At 70.0% G+C, this 13,870-nt stretch carries 15 protein-coding genes and 2 tRNA genes; 5 read left to right on the top strand and 12 right to left on the bottom strand.

Annotated features, from left to right (window positions below; genetic code table 11):
• Positions 1 to 659 precede the first annotated feature (659 nt).
• Positions 660 to 887, top strand: a complete 228-nt coding sequence (locus tag ACWENR_RS25435) for a hypothetical protein (protein ID WP_452279474.1) — start codon at positions 660 to 662, stop codon at positions 885 to 887.
• A gap of 3 nt (positions 888 to 890) precedes the next feature.
• On the opposite strand, the gene ACWENR_RS25430 is transcribed toward ACWENR_RS25435, so the two are convergent.
• The 6 genes from ACWENR_RS25430 to ACWENR_RS25405 form a co-directional block, all read right to left on the bottom strand.
• Complete coding sequence (locus ACWENR_RS25430; protein WP_452279473.1) at positions 891 to 1,688, bottom strand: carbon-nitrogen hydrolase family protein; 798 nt, start codon at positions 1,686 to 1,688, stop codon at positions 891 to 893.
• A gap of 157 nt (positions 1,689 to 1,845) precedes the next feature.
• On the bottom strand, positions 1,846 to 3,141 hold the full coding sequence (gene clpX, locus ACWENR_RS25425; RefSeq protein WP_452279472.1) for an ATP-dependent Clp protease ATP-binding subunit ClpX: 1,296 nt from the start codon (positions 3,139 to 3,141) through the stop codon (positions 1,846 to 1,848).
• A 205-nt stretch (positions 3,142 to 3,346) separates the two neighbouring features.
• Positions 3,347 to 4,009, bottom strand: a complete 663-nt coding sequence (locus ACWENR_RS25420) for an ATP-dependent Clp protease proteolytic subunit (RefSeq protein WP_091103946.1) — start codon at positions 4,007 to 4,009, stop codon at positions 3,347 to 3,349.
• Positions 4,010 to 4,019: 10 nt separating this feature from the next.
• Positions 4,020 to 4,661 carry an ATP-dependent Clp protease proteolytic subunit gene (locus tag ACWENR_RS25415; protein ID WP_091103942.1) on the bottom strand — a complete coding sequence of 214 codons (642 nt, stop codon included), beginning with the start codon at positions 4,659 to 4,661 and terminating at the stop codon, positions 4,020 to 4,022.
• 168 nt (positions 4,662 to 4,829) lie between these two features.
• Entirely contained in the window at positions 4,830 to 6,176 is a 1,347-nt protein-coding gene (tig, locus tag ACWENR_RS25410; protein WP_452279471.1) for a trigger factor, read from the bottom strand.
• Between the two features lie 137 nt (positions 6,177 to 6,313).
• Positions 6,314 to 6,387: transfer RNA gene (locus ACWENR_RS25405), tRNA-Pro, on the bottom strand.
• 317 nt (positions 6,388 to 6,704) lie between these two features.
• On the opposite strand from ACWENR_RS25405, the gene ACWENR_RS25400 reads away from it, so the two are divergent.
• Positions 6,705 to 6,778, top strand: a tRNA-Gly gene (locus ACWENR_RS25400).
• Between the two features lie 53 nt (positions 6,779 to 6,831).
• Here ACWENR_RS25400 and ACWENR_RS25395 read toward each other — a convergent pair.
• From ACWENR_RS25395 to ACWENR_RS25385, 3 genes are read right to left on the bottom strand one after another with little or no spacing between them, the layout of a single operon-like run.
• The gene (locus ACWENR_RS25395; RefSeq protein ID WP_452279470.1) at positions 6,832 to 8,154 is read right to left on the bottom strand and encodes a tyrosine-type recombinase/integrase; all 1,323 of its coding nucleotides are present in this window, start codon (positions 8,152 to 8,154) and stop codon (positions 6,832 to 6,834) included.
• Positions 8,154 to 8,372: a helix-turn-helix domain-containing protein gene (locus ACWENR_RS25390; RefSeq protein ID WP_088998838.1), complete on the bottom strand. Its 219-nt coding sequence runs from the start codon at positions 8,370 to 8,372 to the stop codon at positions 8,154 to 8,156. The genes ACWENR_RS25395 and ACWENR_RS25390 overlap by 1 nt, the downstream gene beginning before the upstream one ends.
• A 21-nt stretch (positions 8,373 to 8,393) precedes the next feature.
• On the bottom strand, positions 8,394 to 10,166 hold the full coding sequence (locus tag ACWENR_RS25385; RefSeq protein WP_088998837.1) for a replication initiator: 1,773 nt from the start codon (positions 10,164 to 10,166) through the stop codon (positions 8,394 to 8,396).
• Between the two features lie 47 nt (positions 10,167 to 10,213).
• Here ACWENR_RS25385 and ACWENR_RS25380 point away from each other — a divergent pair, with 47 nt between their 5' ends.
• Positions 10,214 to 10,531: a CPCC family cysteine-rich protein gene (locus ACWENR_RS25380; protein WP_089003263.1), complete on the top strand. Its 318-nt coding sequence runs from the start codon at positions 10,214 to 10,216 to the stop codon at positions 10,529 to 10,531.
• Here the strand turns inward: ACWENR_RS25380 and ACWENR_RS25375 are convergent.
• Both ACWENR_RS25375 and ACWENR_RS25370 read right to left on the bottom strand, forming a co-directional pair.
• Positions 10,513 to 11,142, bottom strand: a complete 630-nt coding sequence (locus tag ACWENR_RS25375; RefSeq protein WP_088998836.1) for a DUF2637 domain-containing protein — start codon at positions 11,140 to 11,142, stop codon at positions 10,513 to 10,515. The genes ACWENR_RS25380 and ACWENR_RS25375 overlap by 19 nt on opposite strands.
• The gene (locus ACWENR_RS25370) at positions 11,139 to 12,572 is read right to left on the bottom strand and encodes an FtsK/SpoIIIE domain-containing protein (protein WP_452279469.1); all 1,434 of its coding nucleotides are present in this window, start codon (positions 12,570 to 12,572) and stop codon (positions 11,139 to 11,141) included. The genes ACWENR_RS25375 and ACWENR_RS25370 overlap by 4 nt, the downstream gene beginning before the upstream one ends.
• Positions 12,573 to 12,626: 54 nt before the next feature.
• Between ACWENR_RS25370 and ACWENR_RS25365 the strand changes: the two genes are divergently transcribed.
• On the top strand, positions 12,627 to 12,755 hold the full coding sequence (locus ACWENR_RS25365) for a hypothetical protein (protein ID WP_452279468.1): 129 nt from the start codon (positions 12,627 to 12,629) through the stop codon (positions 12,753 to 12,755).
• Between the two features lie 199 nt (positions 12,756 to 12,954).
• Here ACWENR_RS25365 and ACWENR_RS25360 read toward each other — a convergent pair whose 3' ends face one another.
• Positions 12,955 to 13,383, bottom strand: a complete 429-nt coding sequence (locus tag ACWENR_RS25360; protein ID WP_452279467.1) for a hypothetical protein — start codon at positions 13,381 to 13,383, stop codon at positions 12,955 to 12,957.
• Positions 13,384 to 13,526: 143 nt separating this feature from the next.
• On the opposite strand from ACWENR_RS25360, the gene ACWENR_RS25355 reads away from it, so the two are divergent.
• Positions 13,527 to 13,870: hypothetical protein (locus ACWENR_RS25355; protein ID WP_452279466.1), on the top strand; the 344-nt coding region annotated here is incomplete at its 3' end.

Raw genomic sequence — 13,870 nt, 5'->3', positions numbered from 1 at the left:
GCCGAAACCACAGCTCCGACCAGCCCGGGGTATAAATCAATTTGGCACTGGCTTATCAAGCACCCTGTTGAGTTCTCAAAGAACAACCACACACCATTCGAGCGTCCCACACCGTGGGAACCCGCTTGGGGCAACTTCTCTATCTTACTCGGAACGTTTCCGATGTCAATCTCGCGTTGGAGATCATCATCAGGATGCCGTTCCGATCCACGATGACGCACGCCGTTTGACGGCGGTCGTTTCTGTCGTGGGAAGCCGCAGACCGGCCGATCGCCGCTGTGCGGCTCTCCGCCCGGCTCCTGCCGGCCTCAGAACTCTACCCGGTCGGTCTCGCGAGCGCAACTCCGTGTCGGAGTCTCCTCGCACCGCCCGGTCACCAGCCTCGCTCGGCGTTCCCGCCACGAGCCTGGTGCCCGTTGTCGGCCGGTTTGCCCGGCCTCCCGCGTGCAGAGAGAAAGTTACGCGGACCTTCCCGAGAAGGCAAATCGGGGTACGTCACTTGGAGTCCGGACGGCCGCTGCGGGTGTCCGGACGCGCCTGGCTCGCCGGCGGCCCCTGGCGTCGCGTACGTCCTCCGGCCGGCGTGGGCAGCGGTACTGACGCTTCCGTGATGGCGGCACCGGGTCCGGACGGGGCTTCGCCGTGCCAGAGTGTCTGGCATGGATGACCTCCCCCGCCCCGGGCCGGCGCTGCTCGCCGAGGACGCGCTGCTCGGGCTGCTGCTGCCGTTCTGGCAGCTGGTCATCGGCGCATTCGTGCTCTTCGTCGTCCTGGCGTCGGTGGCGCGACTGGCGCGACGCGGGCGGTCCCGGATGACGACGGCCCTCCTGGTCACGGCCGCCGCGATCGCCGGCTTCGCCGTCGTGGGTGTGCTGCTGGAGGGGTGACGGCTACAGGCGCCGGTTGGCCAGGCTCGGCAGCTCCGCCCGGATGGTGCCCAGCCGGTCGAGGTCGAGCTCGGCGACGGCCAGGCCCGGGCCGTCGGGCACCTGGGTGAGCACCGTGCCCCACGGGTCGATCACCATGCTGCGCCCGAAACAGGTCCGGCCCGGCTCGTGGTCGCCGATCTGCCCCGCCGCGGCGACGAAGCACTGGTTCTCGATCGCCCGCGCGCGCAGCAGCACCTCCCAGTGGTCTCGCCCGGTGTGCAGCATGAACGCCGCCGGCACCACCAGCAGCTGTGCGTCGCCGTCGGTGGCGAGCTGGCGGTACAGCTCCGGGAAGCGGAGATCGTAGCAGATCGACAACCCGACGCGGAGCCCCTCGACGTCGACGACCACCGGCTGGTCGCCCGGAGCGACGGTCGCCGACTCCAGGTAGGAGACCCGGCCGGGGATCTCCACGTCGTACAGGTGGATCTTGCGATAGGTGGCGGCGAGTGCCCCCGAGCGGTCGAAGACCAGTGTGGTGTTCCAGGTGCGGGCCGGATCCGGCCCGCGCTCGTGGACCGACCCGGCGATCACCCAGATGCCCAGCCGGCGCGCGACGCCGGCGAAGAACTGCCCCACCTCGCCGTCCACCGGCTCCGGCTCCGGCAGGCCGGCGGCGGGGCCGAGGTAGTCGACGTACTCCGGCAGGAGGGCGAGGTCCGCGCCGGCCGAGGCCGCGCGCTCCAGCAGGGCCTCCGCGGCGGCGAGGTTCGCCTTCCGGTCGTCCCGGGCGTTCAGCTGGCAGACGGCGACGCGCATGAGGATCAGCGTACGGCCGGAGCGGGCTCCGGCGACAGCCGCGGCGACCGCCCGTTTCCCCGCCCGGGACGGGGTCAGCGGTCGGGCCGGGACACCCCGAGCGGCGGATACGCGACCGCGCCCGACCCCAGTGCGGGCCGGGCGCGGTGACGGTGGATCAGGCCGACTTCTCCTCGCGGTCCCGCCGGGCACGCCGGCCGGTGAACTCGCGCGGCACGATCGTCGGGTTGACGTTCTCCAGGACCACCTCGCGGGTGATCAGCACCCGGGCGGCGTCGGGGTTGCTCGGCACCTCGTACATCACGGAGAGCAGCACCTCCTCCATGATCGCGCGCAGGCCCCGGGCGCCGGTGCCCCGCAGCATCGCCTGGTCGGCGATCGCCTCCAGCGCCGGCGGCTCGAACTCCAGCTCGACGCCGTCGAGCTCGAAGAGGCGCTGGTATTGCCGGACGAGGGCGTTGCGCGGCTCCGTGAGGATCCGCACCAGCGCGGAGCGGTCGAGGCTGCGCACGTTGGTGATCACCGGGAGCCGGCCGATGAACTCGGGGATCAACCCGAACTTCAGCATGTCCTCCGGCATGACCTGGCTGAAGATGTCGTCGGTCGAGCGCTCGCTGACCGACCGCAGCCGGGCGCCGAAGCCGGTGCCGCCGTGGCCGGTGCGGGCCTCGATGATCTGGTCGAGCCCCGCGAAGGCGCCACCGCAGATGAACAGCACGTTGGTGGTGTCGATCTGGATGAACTCCTGGTGCGGGTGCTTGCGCCCGCCCTGCGGCGGCACGTTGGCCACCGTGCCTTCGAGCATCTTCAGCAGTGCCTGCTGGACGCCCTCGCCGGAGACGTCCCGGGTGATCGACGGGTTTTCCGACTTGCGGGCGATCTTGTCGACCTCGTCGATGTAGATGATGCCGGTCTCGGCGCGCTTGATGTCGTAGTCCGCCGCCTGGATCAGCTTGAGGAGGATGTTCTCCACGTCCTCGCCGACGTAGCCCGCCTCCGTCAGCGCGGTGGCGTCGGCTATGGCGAACGGCACGTTCAGCATCCGCGCCAGGGTCTGCGCCAGGTGGGTCTTGCCGCACCCCGTCGGACCCAGCAGCAGGATGTTGGACTTGGCCAGCTCGACGGCGTCGCCGCCGGAGCCCGGCGCGCCGGCCGCCTCGGCCTGGATCCGCTTGTAGTGGTTGTAGACCGCGACGGCGAGGGCCTTCTTGGCCTGGTCCTGCCCGACGACGTAGTTGTCGAGGAACTGGCAGATCTCCATCGGCTTGGGAAGCTCTTCCCACTTCACCTCGCCGGACTCGGCCAGCTCCTCCTCGATGATCTCGTTACAGAGATCGATGCACTCGTCGCAGATGTAGACCCCTGGGCCCGCGATGAGCTTCTTGACCTGCTTCTGCGACTTGCCGCAGAAGGAGCATTTCAGTAGGTCGCCGCCGTCACCGATCCGTGCCACCTACGTTCTCCCTGCACTCATCGGCCGGAGACCCGGCCCTGACCTGCGGACGGTGCGCCGCCCGCCTCGTTCACCCCGTCGGAGGATCCGGCGGAGCGGTACAGACCCGACGTTACCCGCTGGCGGAGGTTTCTCCGACCCCCAAAACGGGTGTGTCAGACGGTCGGCCGGGAGCGGACTCCCGGCCGACCTCGACGTGTGCTGCTCAGCTGGCGGCGTTGGCCGCCAGCAGGCCCTTCTTCCGGCTGGTGAGGATGGTGTCCACCAGCCCGTACTCCCGGGACTCCTCGGCCGTCATGATCTTGTCACGGTCGATGTCCTTGCGGACCTTGTCGATCGGCTGGTTGCAGTGCCGGGAGAGCATCTCCTCCAGCTGGGTCCGCATCCGCAGGATCTCCCGGGCCTGGATCTCGATGTCCGAGCCCTGCCCGTAACCGCCCTCGGTGGCCGGCTGGTGGATGATGATCCGCGAGTTCGGCAGCGCCATGCGCTTGCCCGGGGTGCCGGCGGCCAGCAGGACGGCCGCGGCGCTGGCGGCCTGGCCGAGGCAGACGGTCTGGATGTCCGGCCGGACGTACTGCATGGTGTCGTAGATCGCCGTCATGGCGGTGAACGAACCACCCGGGGAGTTGATGTACATGATGATGTCGCGGTCCGGGTCGGTGCCCTCGAGCGTCAGCAGCTGCGCCATCACGTCGTTGGCCGACGCGTCGTCGACCTGGACGCCGAGGAAGATGATCCGGTCCTCGAAGAGCTTGTTGTAGGGGTTGGACTCCTTCACCCCGTACGACGTGCGCTCGACGAACGACGGCAGGACGTAGCGGTTGTGCACGGCCGCGAACTGCGGCGGCAGGCTCAGGTCGGTCATCGTCAGCTCCTCAGCTCAGGGTCCCGGCGCCTTCCGGAACCTGCGTGGCTCCGGTGATCACCTTGTCGATGAAGCCGTAGTCCATGGCCTCCTGGGCGGTGAACCAACGGTCGCGGTCGGAGTCGGCCTCGATCTGCGCCTGACTCTGCCCGGTGTGGAAGGCGACCCGCTCCTGGAACATCCGCTTGGTGTAGAGCATCTGCTCCGCCTGGATGGCGATGTCGGACGCCGTGCCACCCATGCCGCCCGACGGCTGGTGCATCATGATCCGCGCGTGCGGCAGGGCGTAGCGCTTGCCCTTGGTGCCGGCGCAGAGCAGCAGCTGACCCATCGAGGCCGCCATGCCCATCGCCACGGTCGACACGTCGTTGTCGATGAACTGCATCGTGTCGTAGATCGCCATGCCGGAGTAGACCGAGCCACCCGGCGAGTTGATCCACAGGTTGATGTCGCGGTCCGGGTCCTCCGCGGCGAGCAGCAGGAGCTGCGCGCAGATGCGGTTGGCGACCTGATCGGTCACCTCGCTGCCCAGGAAGATGATGCGCTCCTTGAGCAACCGGTTGTAGACCGAGTCATCGAGGTTGCCAATGTTGTCGCCACCGCGGGCCTCGATCGCCCGGAGCGGCTTCGCTTGCATGTGCATGTCGGTCATGGCAGCCCTTCGCTCTCCGTACCGTCCTACCCGACACTAACCGCTCAGCCGGGTGGCAGAGTCCCGGTCCGGGCAGTGTTCGCTGACAGCGCAGCCCTGGAGACGTACCCCGGAAAGGGATCGGGCCGCCGTCCACCGCGAGCGGCGGACGGCGGCCTCACCCGACGATCAGTGCTCGTGGTCGTGCTCGGCCTCGCTCGCGTCGCGCAGCGCGTCGAGCGTCACCTCGTTGCCGGCCGAATCCTTGATCTTGATGCGCTCCATGACCGACGCCAGGGCCTTGCCGCGCCGGACGTCGCCGAAGACGGCGCCGGCCGCGCCGGAGCGGACGAGCTGGTCGTAGTACTGCTGCGGAGCCATCCCGGCGCGCTGCGCCCGGTGCACGATCTCGTGGCCGAACTCGTCGTCGGAGACCTGGACGTCCTCGGCGTCGGCCAGGGTGTCCAGCAGCAGCTGGATCTTGACGCCCTCGGTCGCCGCCTCGGTCAGCTCGGCGTCGATCTGCTCCTCGGTCTTCTCCTCGGCGGCGAGGTATTCCTCCAGGGAGGCGCCGATCCGCTCGAGCTGGTCGACCATCGCCTGCTTGCGGCTCTCGACCTCCTCGCGGACGACACCCTCCGGCGCCGGCACGTCGGCGGCCGCGACGAGCTGCTCCAGGGCCTTGTCGCGGGCGGCGTAGATCTGCTCGACCCGCTTGCCCCGGGTGACCCGCTCGCGCAGGTCGTCGCGCAGCTCCCCGATGGTGTCGAACTCGCTCGCCATCTGGGCGAAGTCGTCGTCCAGCTCCGGCAGCTCCTTCTCCTTGACCGTGCGGACGGTCACCGCCACCTCGGCGTCCCGGCCGGCGAAGTCGCCGCCGACGAGCTGGGTGGTGAAGGTGGTGCTCTCGCCGGCGGACAGGCCGACGACGGCCTCGTCCAGCCCCGGGAGGAGCTGCTTGCTGCCGACCTCGTGGGAGATGTTGCTCGCCGAGCCGCCCGGCACGTCCTCGCCGTCGACGGTCGCGTTCAGGTCGATCTGGACGTAGTCGCCCTCCTGGGCGGCCCGCTCGACGGTCTTCAGGGTGGCGAACCGCTCCCGCAGGCTCTTCACCTGCTCGTCGATCTCGCTGTCGTCGATCTGCAGCTCGTCGACGGTCACCTCGATGGTGGCCGGGTCCGGCAGAATGATCTCCGGACGGACGTCGACCTCGGCGGTGAAGTTGAGCGAGTCACCGTCGTTGAACTCGGTGATCTCGACCTCGGGCCGGCCGAGCGTCTTCAGGTCGTGCTCCCGGACCGCGGCGAGGATGTTCTGCGGGATGGCCTCCTGGACCGCCTCGTTGAGGACGGTGCCCCGGCCGACCCGCTGGTCGATCACGGCCGCCGGAACCTTGCCCTTGCGGAAGCCGGGAACCTGGACCTGCTGCCCGATCTCCCGGTACGCCTTCTTGAGGCTCGGCTCGAGCTCGACGAACGGCACCTCGATGGCGAGCCGCACGCGCGTCGGGCTCAGAGTCTCGACGGTGCTCTTCACAGGCGTACTCCTTGACGGATCTCGGTTTTGAGTCTGGGCGCAATTAGCCCATCGAGTGTAGGCGAGCCGGCCGGCCGCACCGGCAGCGGCCGGGGACCGCGCGGAGGGCGACCCCGGCGACCGGCCGCGGACGACAGTCGGGGTGGCGGGATTTGAACCCACGGCCCCTCGCTCCCAAAGCGAGTGCGCTACCAAGCTGCGCCACACCCCGTGGCGACGAGCAGTCTATGCCGTCGCGCCCCGCGCGACGTGCCGGGGCGTCACCCAACGCGCCGAACGGGGACCAACCGGACACACGACCCCGATTCCCGCCCGACCCCCGGCCACCGCGCCGTCGGGGGCCGCCCGCGCCGTCGGGGTGTCGCGGCTGGCAGCAACTTCCGGGAAAGAGTGGCCTCCGGGCCAGCGGGTGGGAACTACTTCCCGGAAGTTGCGCGGATCTTGGCGGCGCTGCGCGGGGATACGGCTGAGCACGGCGGGCAGGCATTGGGTACGCTGTCGGCGCGCCCCGCAGCGTCGGGGCGCGACGCGGGCGTAGCTCAATGGCAGAGCTTCAGTCTTCCAAACTGACGGTGCGGGTTCGATTCCCGTCGCCCGCTCCACGAACTCCGGCCCAGGTCAACGGCGTTGTCGCCGAGCCTGGGCCGTTCTCGTTTCAGCCCTCTTTGATCTTGCGTGCCATTGGCGTGCCAGTAGCGCCGGCCGTGCCGTCCGAGACGGGTTCCCGTGCCGGCCGCTTGGTCTTCGTGCCTTTGGCCGCCTTGCGCGCCGCTGGCTTCCCCTTGGCCGCGTTCTGCTTGGCAGCCTTGCCCTTGGGCGCCTTGTCCTTCGTCTTGCTCGCCTTGACCGGCGCCGCCGCTCGCTTCGCCTGCTTGACGATCCGGCGGTCCATAGCGTCGGCGATCTCCCGATCCCGCTCGCTGTTCGCGTGCTGGTAGACCAGGGCCGCCCGCATGCTCGCGTGGCCCATCCGGTGCATCAGGTCCCGGGTACTGGCCCCGGTCGCCGCCGCCAGGTTGTTGCCCGTGTGCCGCAGGTCGTGGAAGTGGAAGCCCTCTGGCATGCCAGCCGCCCGCAGCGCCACCGCCCAGCCGACCGCCCGCCGGAAGTTGCCGGAACGCAGCACCGCACCCTTGTCTCCCGTGAAGACCAGCGCCTCCGACCCCTCCCCCACGTACTCGGTCAGGTGATCGGCCAGCGCGGTCCGGGCCGCCGCCGGCAGGGTCACCGTCCGGTTGCCCGCCTCCGACTTGGGCGGCCCGAACTCCATCCCGTTGCGCAACGCCGCCAGCTTGCGCGGGACGCGGACCGTGCCGGCCGCGAGGTCGACGTCCGAGCGGCGTAGCGCCGCCAGCTCGCCCCAGCGAAGCCCGGAGAACGCGGCGACGATCACCAGCGCGGAGAACCGGGGCGGCATCCGCTCGGCGAGCGCGAGCACCTGGGCGACGGTCGCCACTGGACGCTCAGGCGTGTGATAGCGGTCATAGCCCGGGATGCGGCAGGGGTTCTGCCGGATCAACTCGTCTTCCTTCACGGCGGTGTTGAGGATCGCCCGGAGGAGTGAGTACGCCTTGACCGCCTGCGGCTCCGTGGTGCCACCGTCGAGCAGCGTCCGGCGCCAGGTGCGGATGGTCTGCGGCTTGATCGCGCCCAGGGCGAGCGCGCCGAGGTGCGGGCGGATGTGCAGCCGGAACAGGTCTTCGTAGTTCTCCCGCGTGCGCGGCTGGAGCTTGCGTTCGGCGATCCACTTCCGGCCGTACGCGTCGAGCTTGACCTCCCCCGCCTCCGGGGCCGTCCACTCCCCCTTGATGATCTCGGACTCCACCACGGTCAACCACTTGGCCGCCTGGCGCTCGGTTTCGAAGGTGTGCGGCGCCTTCCGCTCCAACCCGTCCGGGCCGAGGTACCGCGCCTGGTAACGGCCCGAGGGGAGGCGACGCACGTTGCCGAAACGCCGCCGGCCCTTGCTGGCCGCCATCAGGCCACCTCCCCCAGGTAGTTGCGCAGGTGCGCCCGGGTCATCGGTACAACCCGGTTGCTGTCGATGTAGGCGGCGACGGCCGACGCCTCGAAGCGGACCAGGCGGCCGACCTTGACGAAGGCGATCCGTCGTTCGGCGACCAGCCGGCGGACGAATCGCGGCGTTGCCTTCAGGCGAGCGGCGACCTCGTCAGGGGTCAACAGCTCGTCATCCATGCGGTTGCTCCTCCCAGCAGTTCAGACCGCGAGCGCGGCGGGTTGTGCGGTTGCCGAAACGGCGGCGGCTGTTCGTATCCGGGCCGTGTCGAGGTCAGCGCGCCAGCGGATGCGGGCGGAGATCGCGCGCAGGAGCCGGTGTTCCAGAGGCGGCACGTCGGGGTCTTCCGGGCGAGCGAGTTCGAACCGGTACCGCTTCGAGCCGTCCGCGTCGTCGGCCGCCTGGTCGTGCTCGGGGGTGTCGGCCATGCCGCCAGCGAGGATCGCCCGGACCCAGGACCGGTTGTCGGCGCGGTGGTCAGCGAGGGTCTTGCCGGACCACTGCCGCGAGACGAGCACCCGCCGGCCGGTGAAGCCGAGCGTGGAGCGCTGGTGGACCTTCCCCGTGCACCGGCCGGGCGTCAAGCCGGCCTTGACCCCGTCCGGCTGGACTCCGTACAGCAGCCAGTTGGCGCACGTCGGCGAGCACGGCAGCACGGCCAGTTCCGCGTGCAGGCGGTCGAAGTGCGCCTTCTGCGCATCCGAGCGCGGCTTGGCCTGGTCGGTCAGATCCTTGGTGACGTACTTGGTCACGTAGCGGATGGATCGTTCGGCGTCCTTGGTGCCCTGCTCGATGCCGCGTGCGTCGATCCGCCCGAGCCGGGCGACGTAGGCGGGTCGGCTGTCGGGCTCCTCCAGGGCGTCGAGGGCTTCACCCCAGGTGGGCAGCGGCTCCCGGGTCTTGGGGTCGACGTACGCCTGTCGGTCAACGTTCCAGACCGGCGGCTTGTCGACCGGGTAGGCCAGTTCGTCGAAGGGTGGCCACCACACCTGGTGGTAGGTGGCCGCCGCGATCTGCTTGAGCAGCCGACGCGGCAGGGTGCCGCGGATGGCGAAGTGCGCGTGCGGCGCGAGGCGCCGTTGCAGCTCGACGGCTCCGGCGTATTGGACGTTCCAGCCGGCGGCGCGGCGGACGTTCTGCCACCACCGGTCGAGGACCCGCGCGAAGTGGATCGAGTCCAGGGCGGCCCGCCGGTAGTCATAGCTTGCCGGGTCAACGGGGGTGCCGAGCAGGTCGTCATACGAGCCGTGCCGCTGGCCGCACTCGCACGGCGCGACGTAGGCGCCGCGTCGCAGGTGGGAGTGCACCGGCCCGTGCGAGCCGAGCGTCAGCGTGACCAGCATCGACGGTCGGTGTGTCTTGCCCGCCTTGCCGGAGTAGGCGCGGCCGACCGTGCGCGGGTCGACGGGCAGGCGTGGCAGGTCTGGGGAGTCCTGCCGCCGCCGGGTCGACCGCTTGCGCCGGGGCCGCTCGTCGCGTTCCTTCGGGGTGAGGTGGCCGCGCAGGCTGGTTTCGGCGAGGGCTTCGTCCAGCTCGGCTATCGCGGCGTCGATCTCGGCGAGGTTCGCGACCCGCTCGTCGGGGGCCATCGGCTGGTACTGCACGGCTTCCCGTTCGAATTCCAGGTGTGCCCGGACCCGGACGAGGGCGAGCACGTCTTCCTCGGGCTTGTCGGGGCGGACGGCGGGTTCGTCGGCGAGGTGCCAGCCCTCGCGGATCTGTTGGATGCGCAGCCGCTGGCCCCGTTCCGCGCAGGGCTTGCACTTGACCGCCAGGGTTGCCCCGCAGGGCACCTCCACGACCTCGGTCAGGCCGGTGGCGGTGTCGGTGCGGCGCAGGGCGAGGGGGCGGACGCAGACGCCGTTCTGTTCGGCGAGTTGCTTGAGCGCGTCCTTGGCCAAGGGTTTGCGCATCCGATCGGCCCGCGACCCCGGCCGGGGCTGATCAACGGTGGTGAGCATTGGTTGCGTCATTGGTGGGATACCGCTGCCGTGGCGGGGATGGAAAGCTGCGCGCCGTGATGGGTGATGACGCGGGGCCGTTCGTCAACGTGAAGCGAGGGCCGGAAGGCAGCCCGTATGCCTGCCCGTGCTGCGGTTACCTGACGCTGAGCGAGCGAGGCGGTTACGAGATTTGCGATGTCTGCTTCTGGGAGGACGACGGTCAGGACGACCATGACGCCGGCCGAGTACGCGGCGGGCCGAACCGGGATCTGAGCCTGCTCGACGCGCGCCGCAACTTCGCCACCCACGGAGCGGCCGACCCGAAAGACCTGAAGCACGTACGGCCGCCTCGACCCGAGGAACATCCGCTCGGCGATCAAGGCCGCACCCCTTGAATCAAGCCAGCACCATTGCGAGGCGCGAACGCCGCCGCTGGCACGGGCACCAGCCCCGGCCGCTGCACCGCCACCGCCGGCCGCCGCGGCTCAACGGTCACCGCCTGGTCCTCGTTGACGACGTCGACGGTCGGCCGGTCCTCAATCGGGTCGTAGCCGGGCGGGACGTCGCCCCAGTCGTCGGCGTCTGCCGGTTTACCGACGGACACCGCCGCCGGGGCGGGGGTGGTGGAGAAGATGAGCTTGGACAGGCCGAGGAACGCCAGCGCCGGCACGGCTGACAGCAGCCACCCGGACACGCCCGGCTTGGCCACGGCGAGTTGCGCCGACAGGGACAGGGCGACGGCGCAGACGAGCAGGAACATCGGGTACCCGATCGGGCCGCCGGTGCGGCGGCGCCGCCGGATCGTCAGTAGCGCCGCCAGGGGCAGCAGTTCGGAGATGGCGGCGTTGGCCCAACCGAACCAGTCCCCGGTACCGGCGGGCGAGTTGGCCATGGTCCAGTCGTGGACGTGGGTGAACGACGCTGCCCCGGCCAGCCCGCCGACGGTCAGGACGATGAGGACCAGGACGATGCCTTCCACCCGGTCTGCGTTCGCGTTGGTCTTCACTTGGTCACCTCCTGCTCGTCGTTGGTGTCGTCGCAGAGCCGCCGGTAGTCCCGGCCCAGCTCGCGGATGTCGTCGTCGGTGAGGTAGGCGAAGCGGACCCGGACGGGTTCGCGGACGCCGTCGAGGACGACGAACCCGACGCCGGGGGCCGATTCGGGGATGCGGTCGCAGAGCGCGCCCCGGTCACGCGCGGAGTCGCCGAGAACCATGTCCACCTGTTCTGGCTCGGTCAGCCGCAGCCCGATGCGAGTCGGGAACAGATCCCGGAACGGCAGCACTTCCTTACGCGGGTCCTGCAACGCCGCCACCACGTGCACCCCGACCGCGCGCCCCTGGGACAGGAGCAGGCCGAGGGCTTCCTTGATCCGGTCGCGGACCTTCCGATCGGTGATGTAGGCCGTCAGCGCCGCCAGCTCGTCGACCACCAGGACGATCAGCGGCTCATCCGGCGTCGGCGTGTGCTGGCGGGCCACGCCGCGCAGGCGGGCCGCCCGCAGCCGCATCCGCTTGACGGCCTCTTCCAGGACGCCGGCCATGCCGTCCGGGTCGTCGTAGGAGAAGCGGGCGAACAGCGGCACCCCGGCCGCCAACTCCATCCCGCCCTTGGGGTCGAACGCCCACAGCTCCACCAACCCCGACCGCACACCGCCGGCCAAGGACCGGATCAGCGACCACAACACCGACCCCTTGCCGGAGTTCGTGGCCCCGGCGATGAGCACATGCGAGCCGGCCAGGCGCAACCGGTAAGGCTGCCCGTCCTCGCGCACACCGAGCGTGAGCCCGCCGAGGTCCGGCACCTCAGCCACCGGCAACGGGGCCACGGTGCCGGCCAAGGGGTCACGGCGCAGAAATCGGATCACCACGCGATCAGGGCGGGCCGTCGAGCGGGCCTGCCCGGTGCGCAGGCGGAAGGCGTAGGCGAGGCGTTCCGCGGCCTGCCCCCAGTCGTCAGGGATCTGCCCCGGCAGCATCCGGACGGTCAACTCGTCGCCGTACCGGTCACAGCGCACCTTGAGAAGCTGCGGCACGTAGCGGTCACCGGCGAACGCCGTCGCCAGCCCACACGTCGCCATCACTGACGCCCACCGACGTCGGTAGACCACCAACGCACGGACCCGGCCGACGATCGGGTACCAGCCGAAGCGCAGCCACGACGACGGGTGCCACCGCCACCAGGCCGCACACCCGACGGCGACCGCCAGGCCGACGCCGGCCAGGACCCGGCCGCCATACTCGGCCCGCACCCACAGAGCGGCCACGATCGGGGCGGTGAGCCACCAGTACCGCACCGCCAGCACCGTGAGGCGGAACAGGCCCCGGGCCAGCCACCAGAACACCAGCAACCAACCCGGAACCCGCCACGCCGGAAGGCGCACGTTCATCGGCGCCACCGGGATCTTGTCGCCCGGAATGATGTTGATCAGAGGCACAGGTCACCACCCCTGCCAGGACGCGCCAGGGTCGAAATGCAGGAGCGGCACGACATGCGACGCAGGTCGAAGCGGCGCGGCTTCACCCACTCCTCGCAACGAGGGCAGCGGATCGCGCACACCCGCGCCGAAGCCGGCGGCAACCGCAACACCGACCGGACGGCCGCCTCCGCCTCCCGGTAGGCGTGGCGCAGACCGACCAGACGGGTACGGGACATCAGGACCACCACCCCGACGAGCAGCGACCCTCAGAGCGGTTCAGGGCAGGGGGAACTACGGTGGGCATCACGCCCTCCTTCACACGTGAGGGATGGAAGAGCGCGGGACGGGCCGGGACTCTTGGCGGGGAAACGACCCGCCCCGCGCGCTAAACAGCGAGCAGTCAGGCCGCCACCGAACCGGGCACCGACGAGGCCGGCCGGATCGCGGTAGCCCGCAGCGAGTACGCCATGCGAGAACGGCAGTCGCCCGAGGACCGACCCGGCTTGCAGCGCTGCGAATCCACGTACGGGGTGAGGGTCAGGCCCTCGAACTCCACCGCCGGCGGGTAACCCGGCACCGTCGACGGCGGCGGCACCGGCTGCTGCGCCGCCACCACCTTCACCTTCACCTCGGTCGACCGACCGAACTTCCCGGCCTCCGGGTCCAGGTCCATCACCCGCACCACCCAGACCCGCTCCCCGGACTCCTTGTCCCGCGCCTGGTTATCCGCCTCACCACGCCGCTCAAAATCGATCTGCGGCGACACACCCAGGCACAACGCCCCGGCGGGGAACACGTACTCGGAGGGGACGGGCACCTTCAACGTCATCGGAACCACCTGGACAGCCTCCTAGCCTCACCAGTCATCTATCTGACAACCGGTTGAGCTAACAAGTTACGTCAGCTTGTAAGCACAAGCAAGGTCGAAGGTGAGCGGGTTGCACAATGTGGAGACCCAGTGAGGAGCGGTGGTTGGAGATCGAAGCATTGCTTCCACGGTCGCGAACACCACGGGACTACCTGGACCTGGTGGCAGACCCGCGCGTCGACTCAGCCGGGATGCGCTTACTCGCCCGCAGTCCCTACTCTTTCGTGCGGCTGGCCGTCGCCCAAGACGCCCGCACGGACGCAGCAGCCCTAAGCGAGTTGCTTGGTGGCGAGTTCTCCGAGTGGGACCGCAACTGCCTGCTACGGCTCGTCGCTCAGCATCCGCAGGCAGACCGAGATGTCCTGCTCAAGGTCCTGGAGGAGATCGCCGTCCATCTCGACCGGCTGACTTCGAGGCCCTACGCCGCAGCGATTGCGCTAGCCAGCCG

The organism is Micromonospora sp. NPDC004336 (assembly GCF_053602615.1).
This window is presented reverse-complemented; position numbering and strand designations above follow the sequence as displayed.

Bases quoted from the DNA above. Each gene is read 5' to 3' on its own strand.
- ACWENR_RS25435 (WP_452279474.1), top strand. From the start codon at position 660: ATGGATGACCTCCCCCGCCCCGGGCCGGCGCTGCTCGCCGAGGACGCG.
- ACWENR_RS25430 (WP_452279473.1), bottom strand. From the start codon at position 1,688: ATGCGCGTCGCCGTCTGCCAGCTGAACGCCCGGGACGACCGGAAGGCG.
- ACWENR_RS25420 (WP_091103946.1), bottom strand. From the start codon at position 4,009: ATGACCGACCTGAGCCTGCCGCCGCAGTTCGCGGCCGTGCACAACCGC.
- ACWENR_RS25415 (WP_091103942.1), bottom strand. From the start codon at position 4,661: ATGACCGACATGCACATGCAAGCGAAGCCGCTCCGGGCGATCGAGGCC.
- ACWENR_RS25395 (WP_452279470.1), bottom strand. From the start codon at position 8,154: ATGGCGGCCAGCAAGGGCCGGCGGCGTTTCGGCAACGTGCGTCGCCTC.
- ACWENR_RS25390 (WP_088998838.1), bottom strand. From the start codon at position 8,372: ATGGATGACGAGCTGTTGACCCCTGACGAGGTCGCCGCTCGCCTGAAG.
- ACWENR_RS25385 (WP_088998837.1), bottom strand. From the start codon at position 10,166: ATGACGCAACCAATGCTCACCACCGTTGATCAGCCCCGGCCGGGGTCG.
- ACWENR_RS25380 (WP_089003263.1), top strand. From the start codon at position 10,214: ATGGGTGATGACGCGGGGCCGTTCGTCAACGTGAAGCGAGGGCCGGAA.
- ACWENR_RS25365 (WP_452279468.1), top strand. From the start codon at position 12,627: ATGCGACGCAGGTCGAAGCGGCGCGGCTTCACCCACTCCTCGCAACGA.
- ACWENR_RS25360 (WP_452279467.1), bottom strand. From the start codon at position 13,383: ATGACGTTGAAGGTGCCCGTCCCCTCCGAGTACGTGTTCCCCGCCGGG.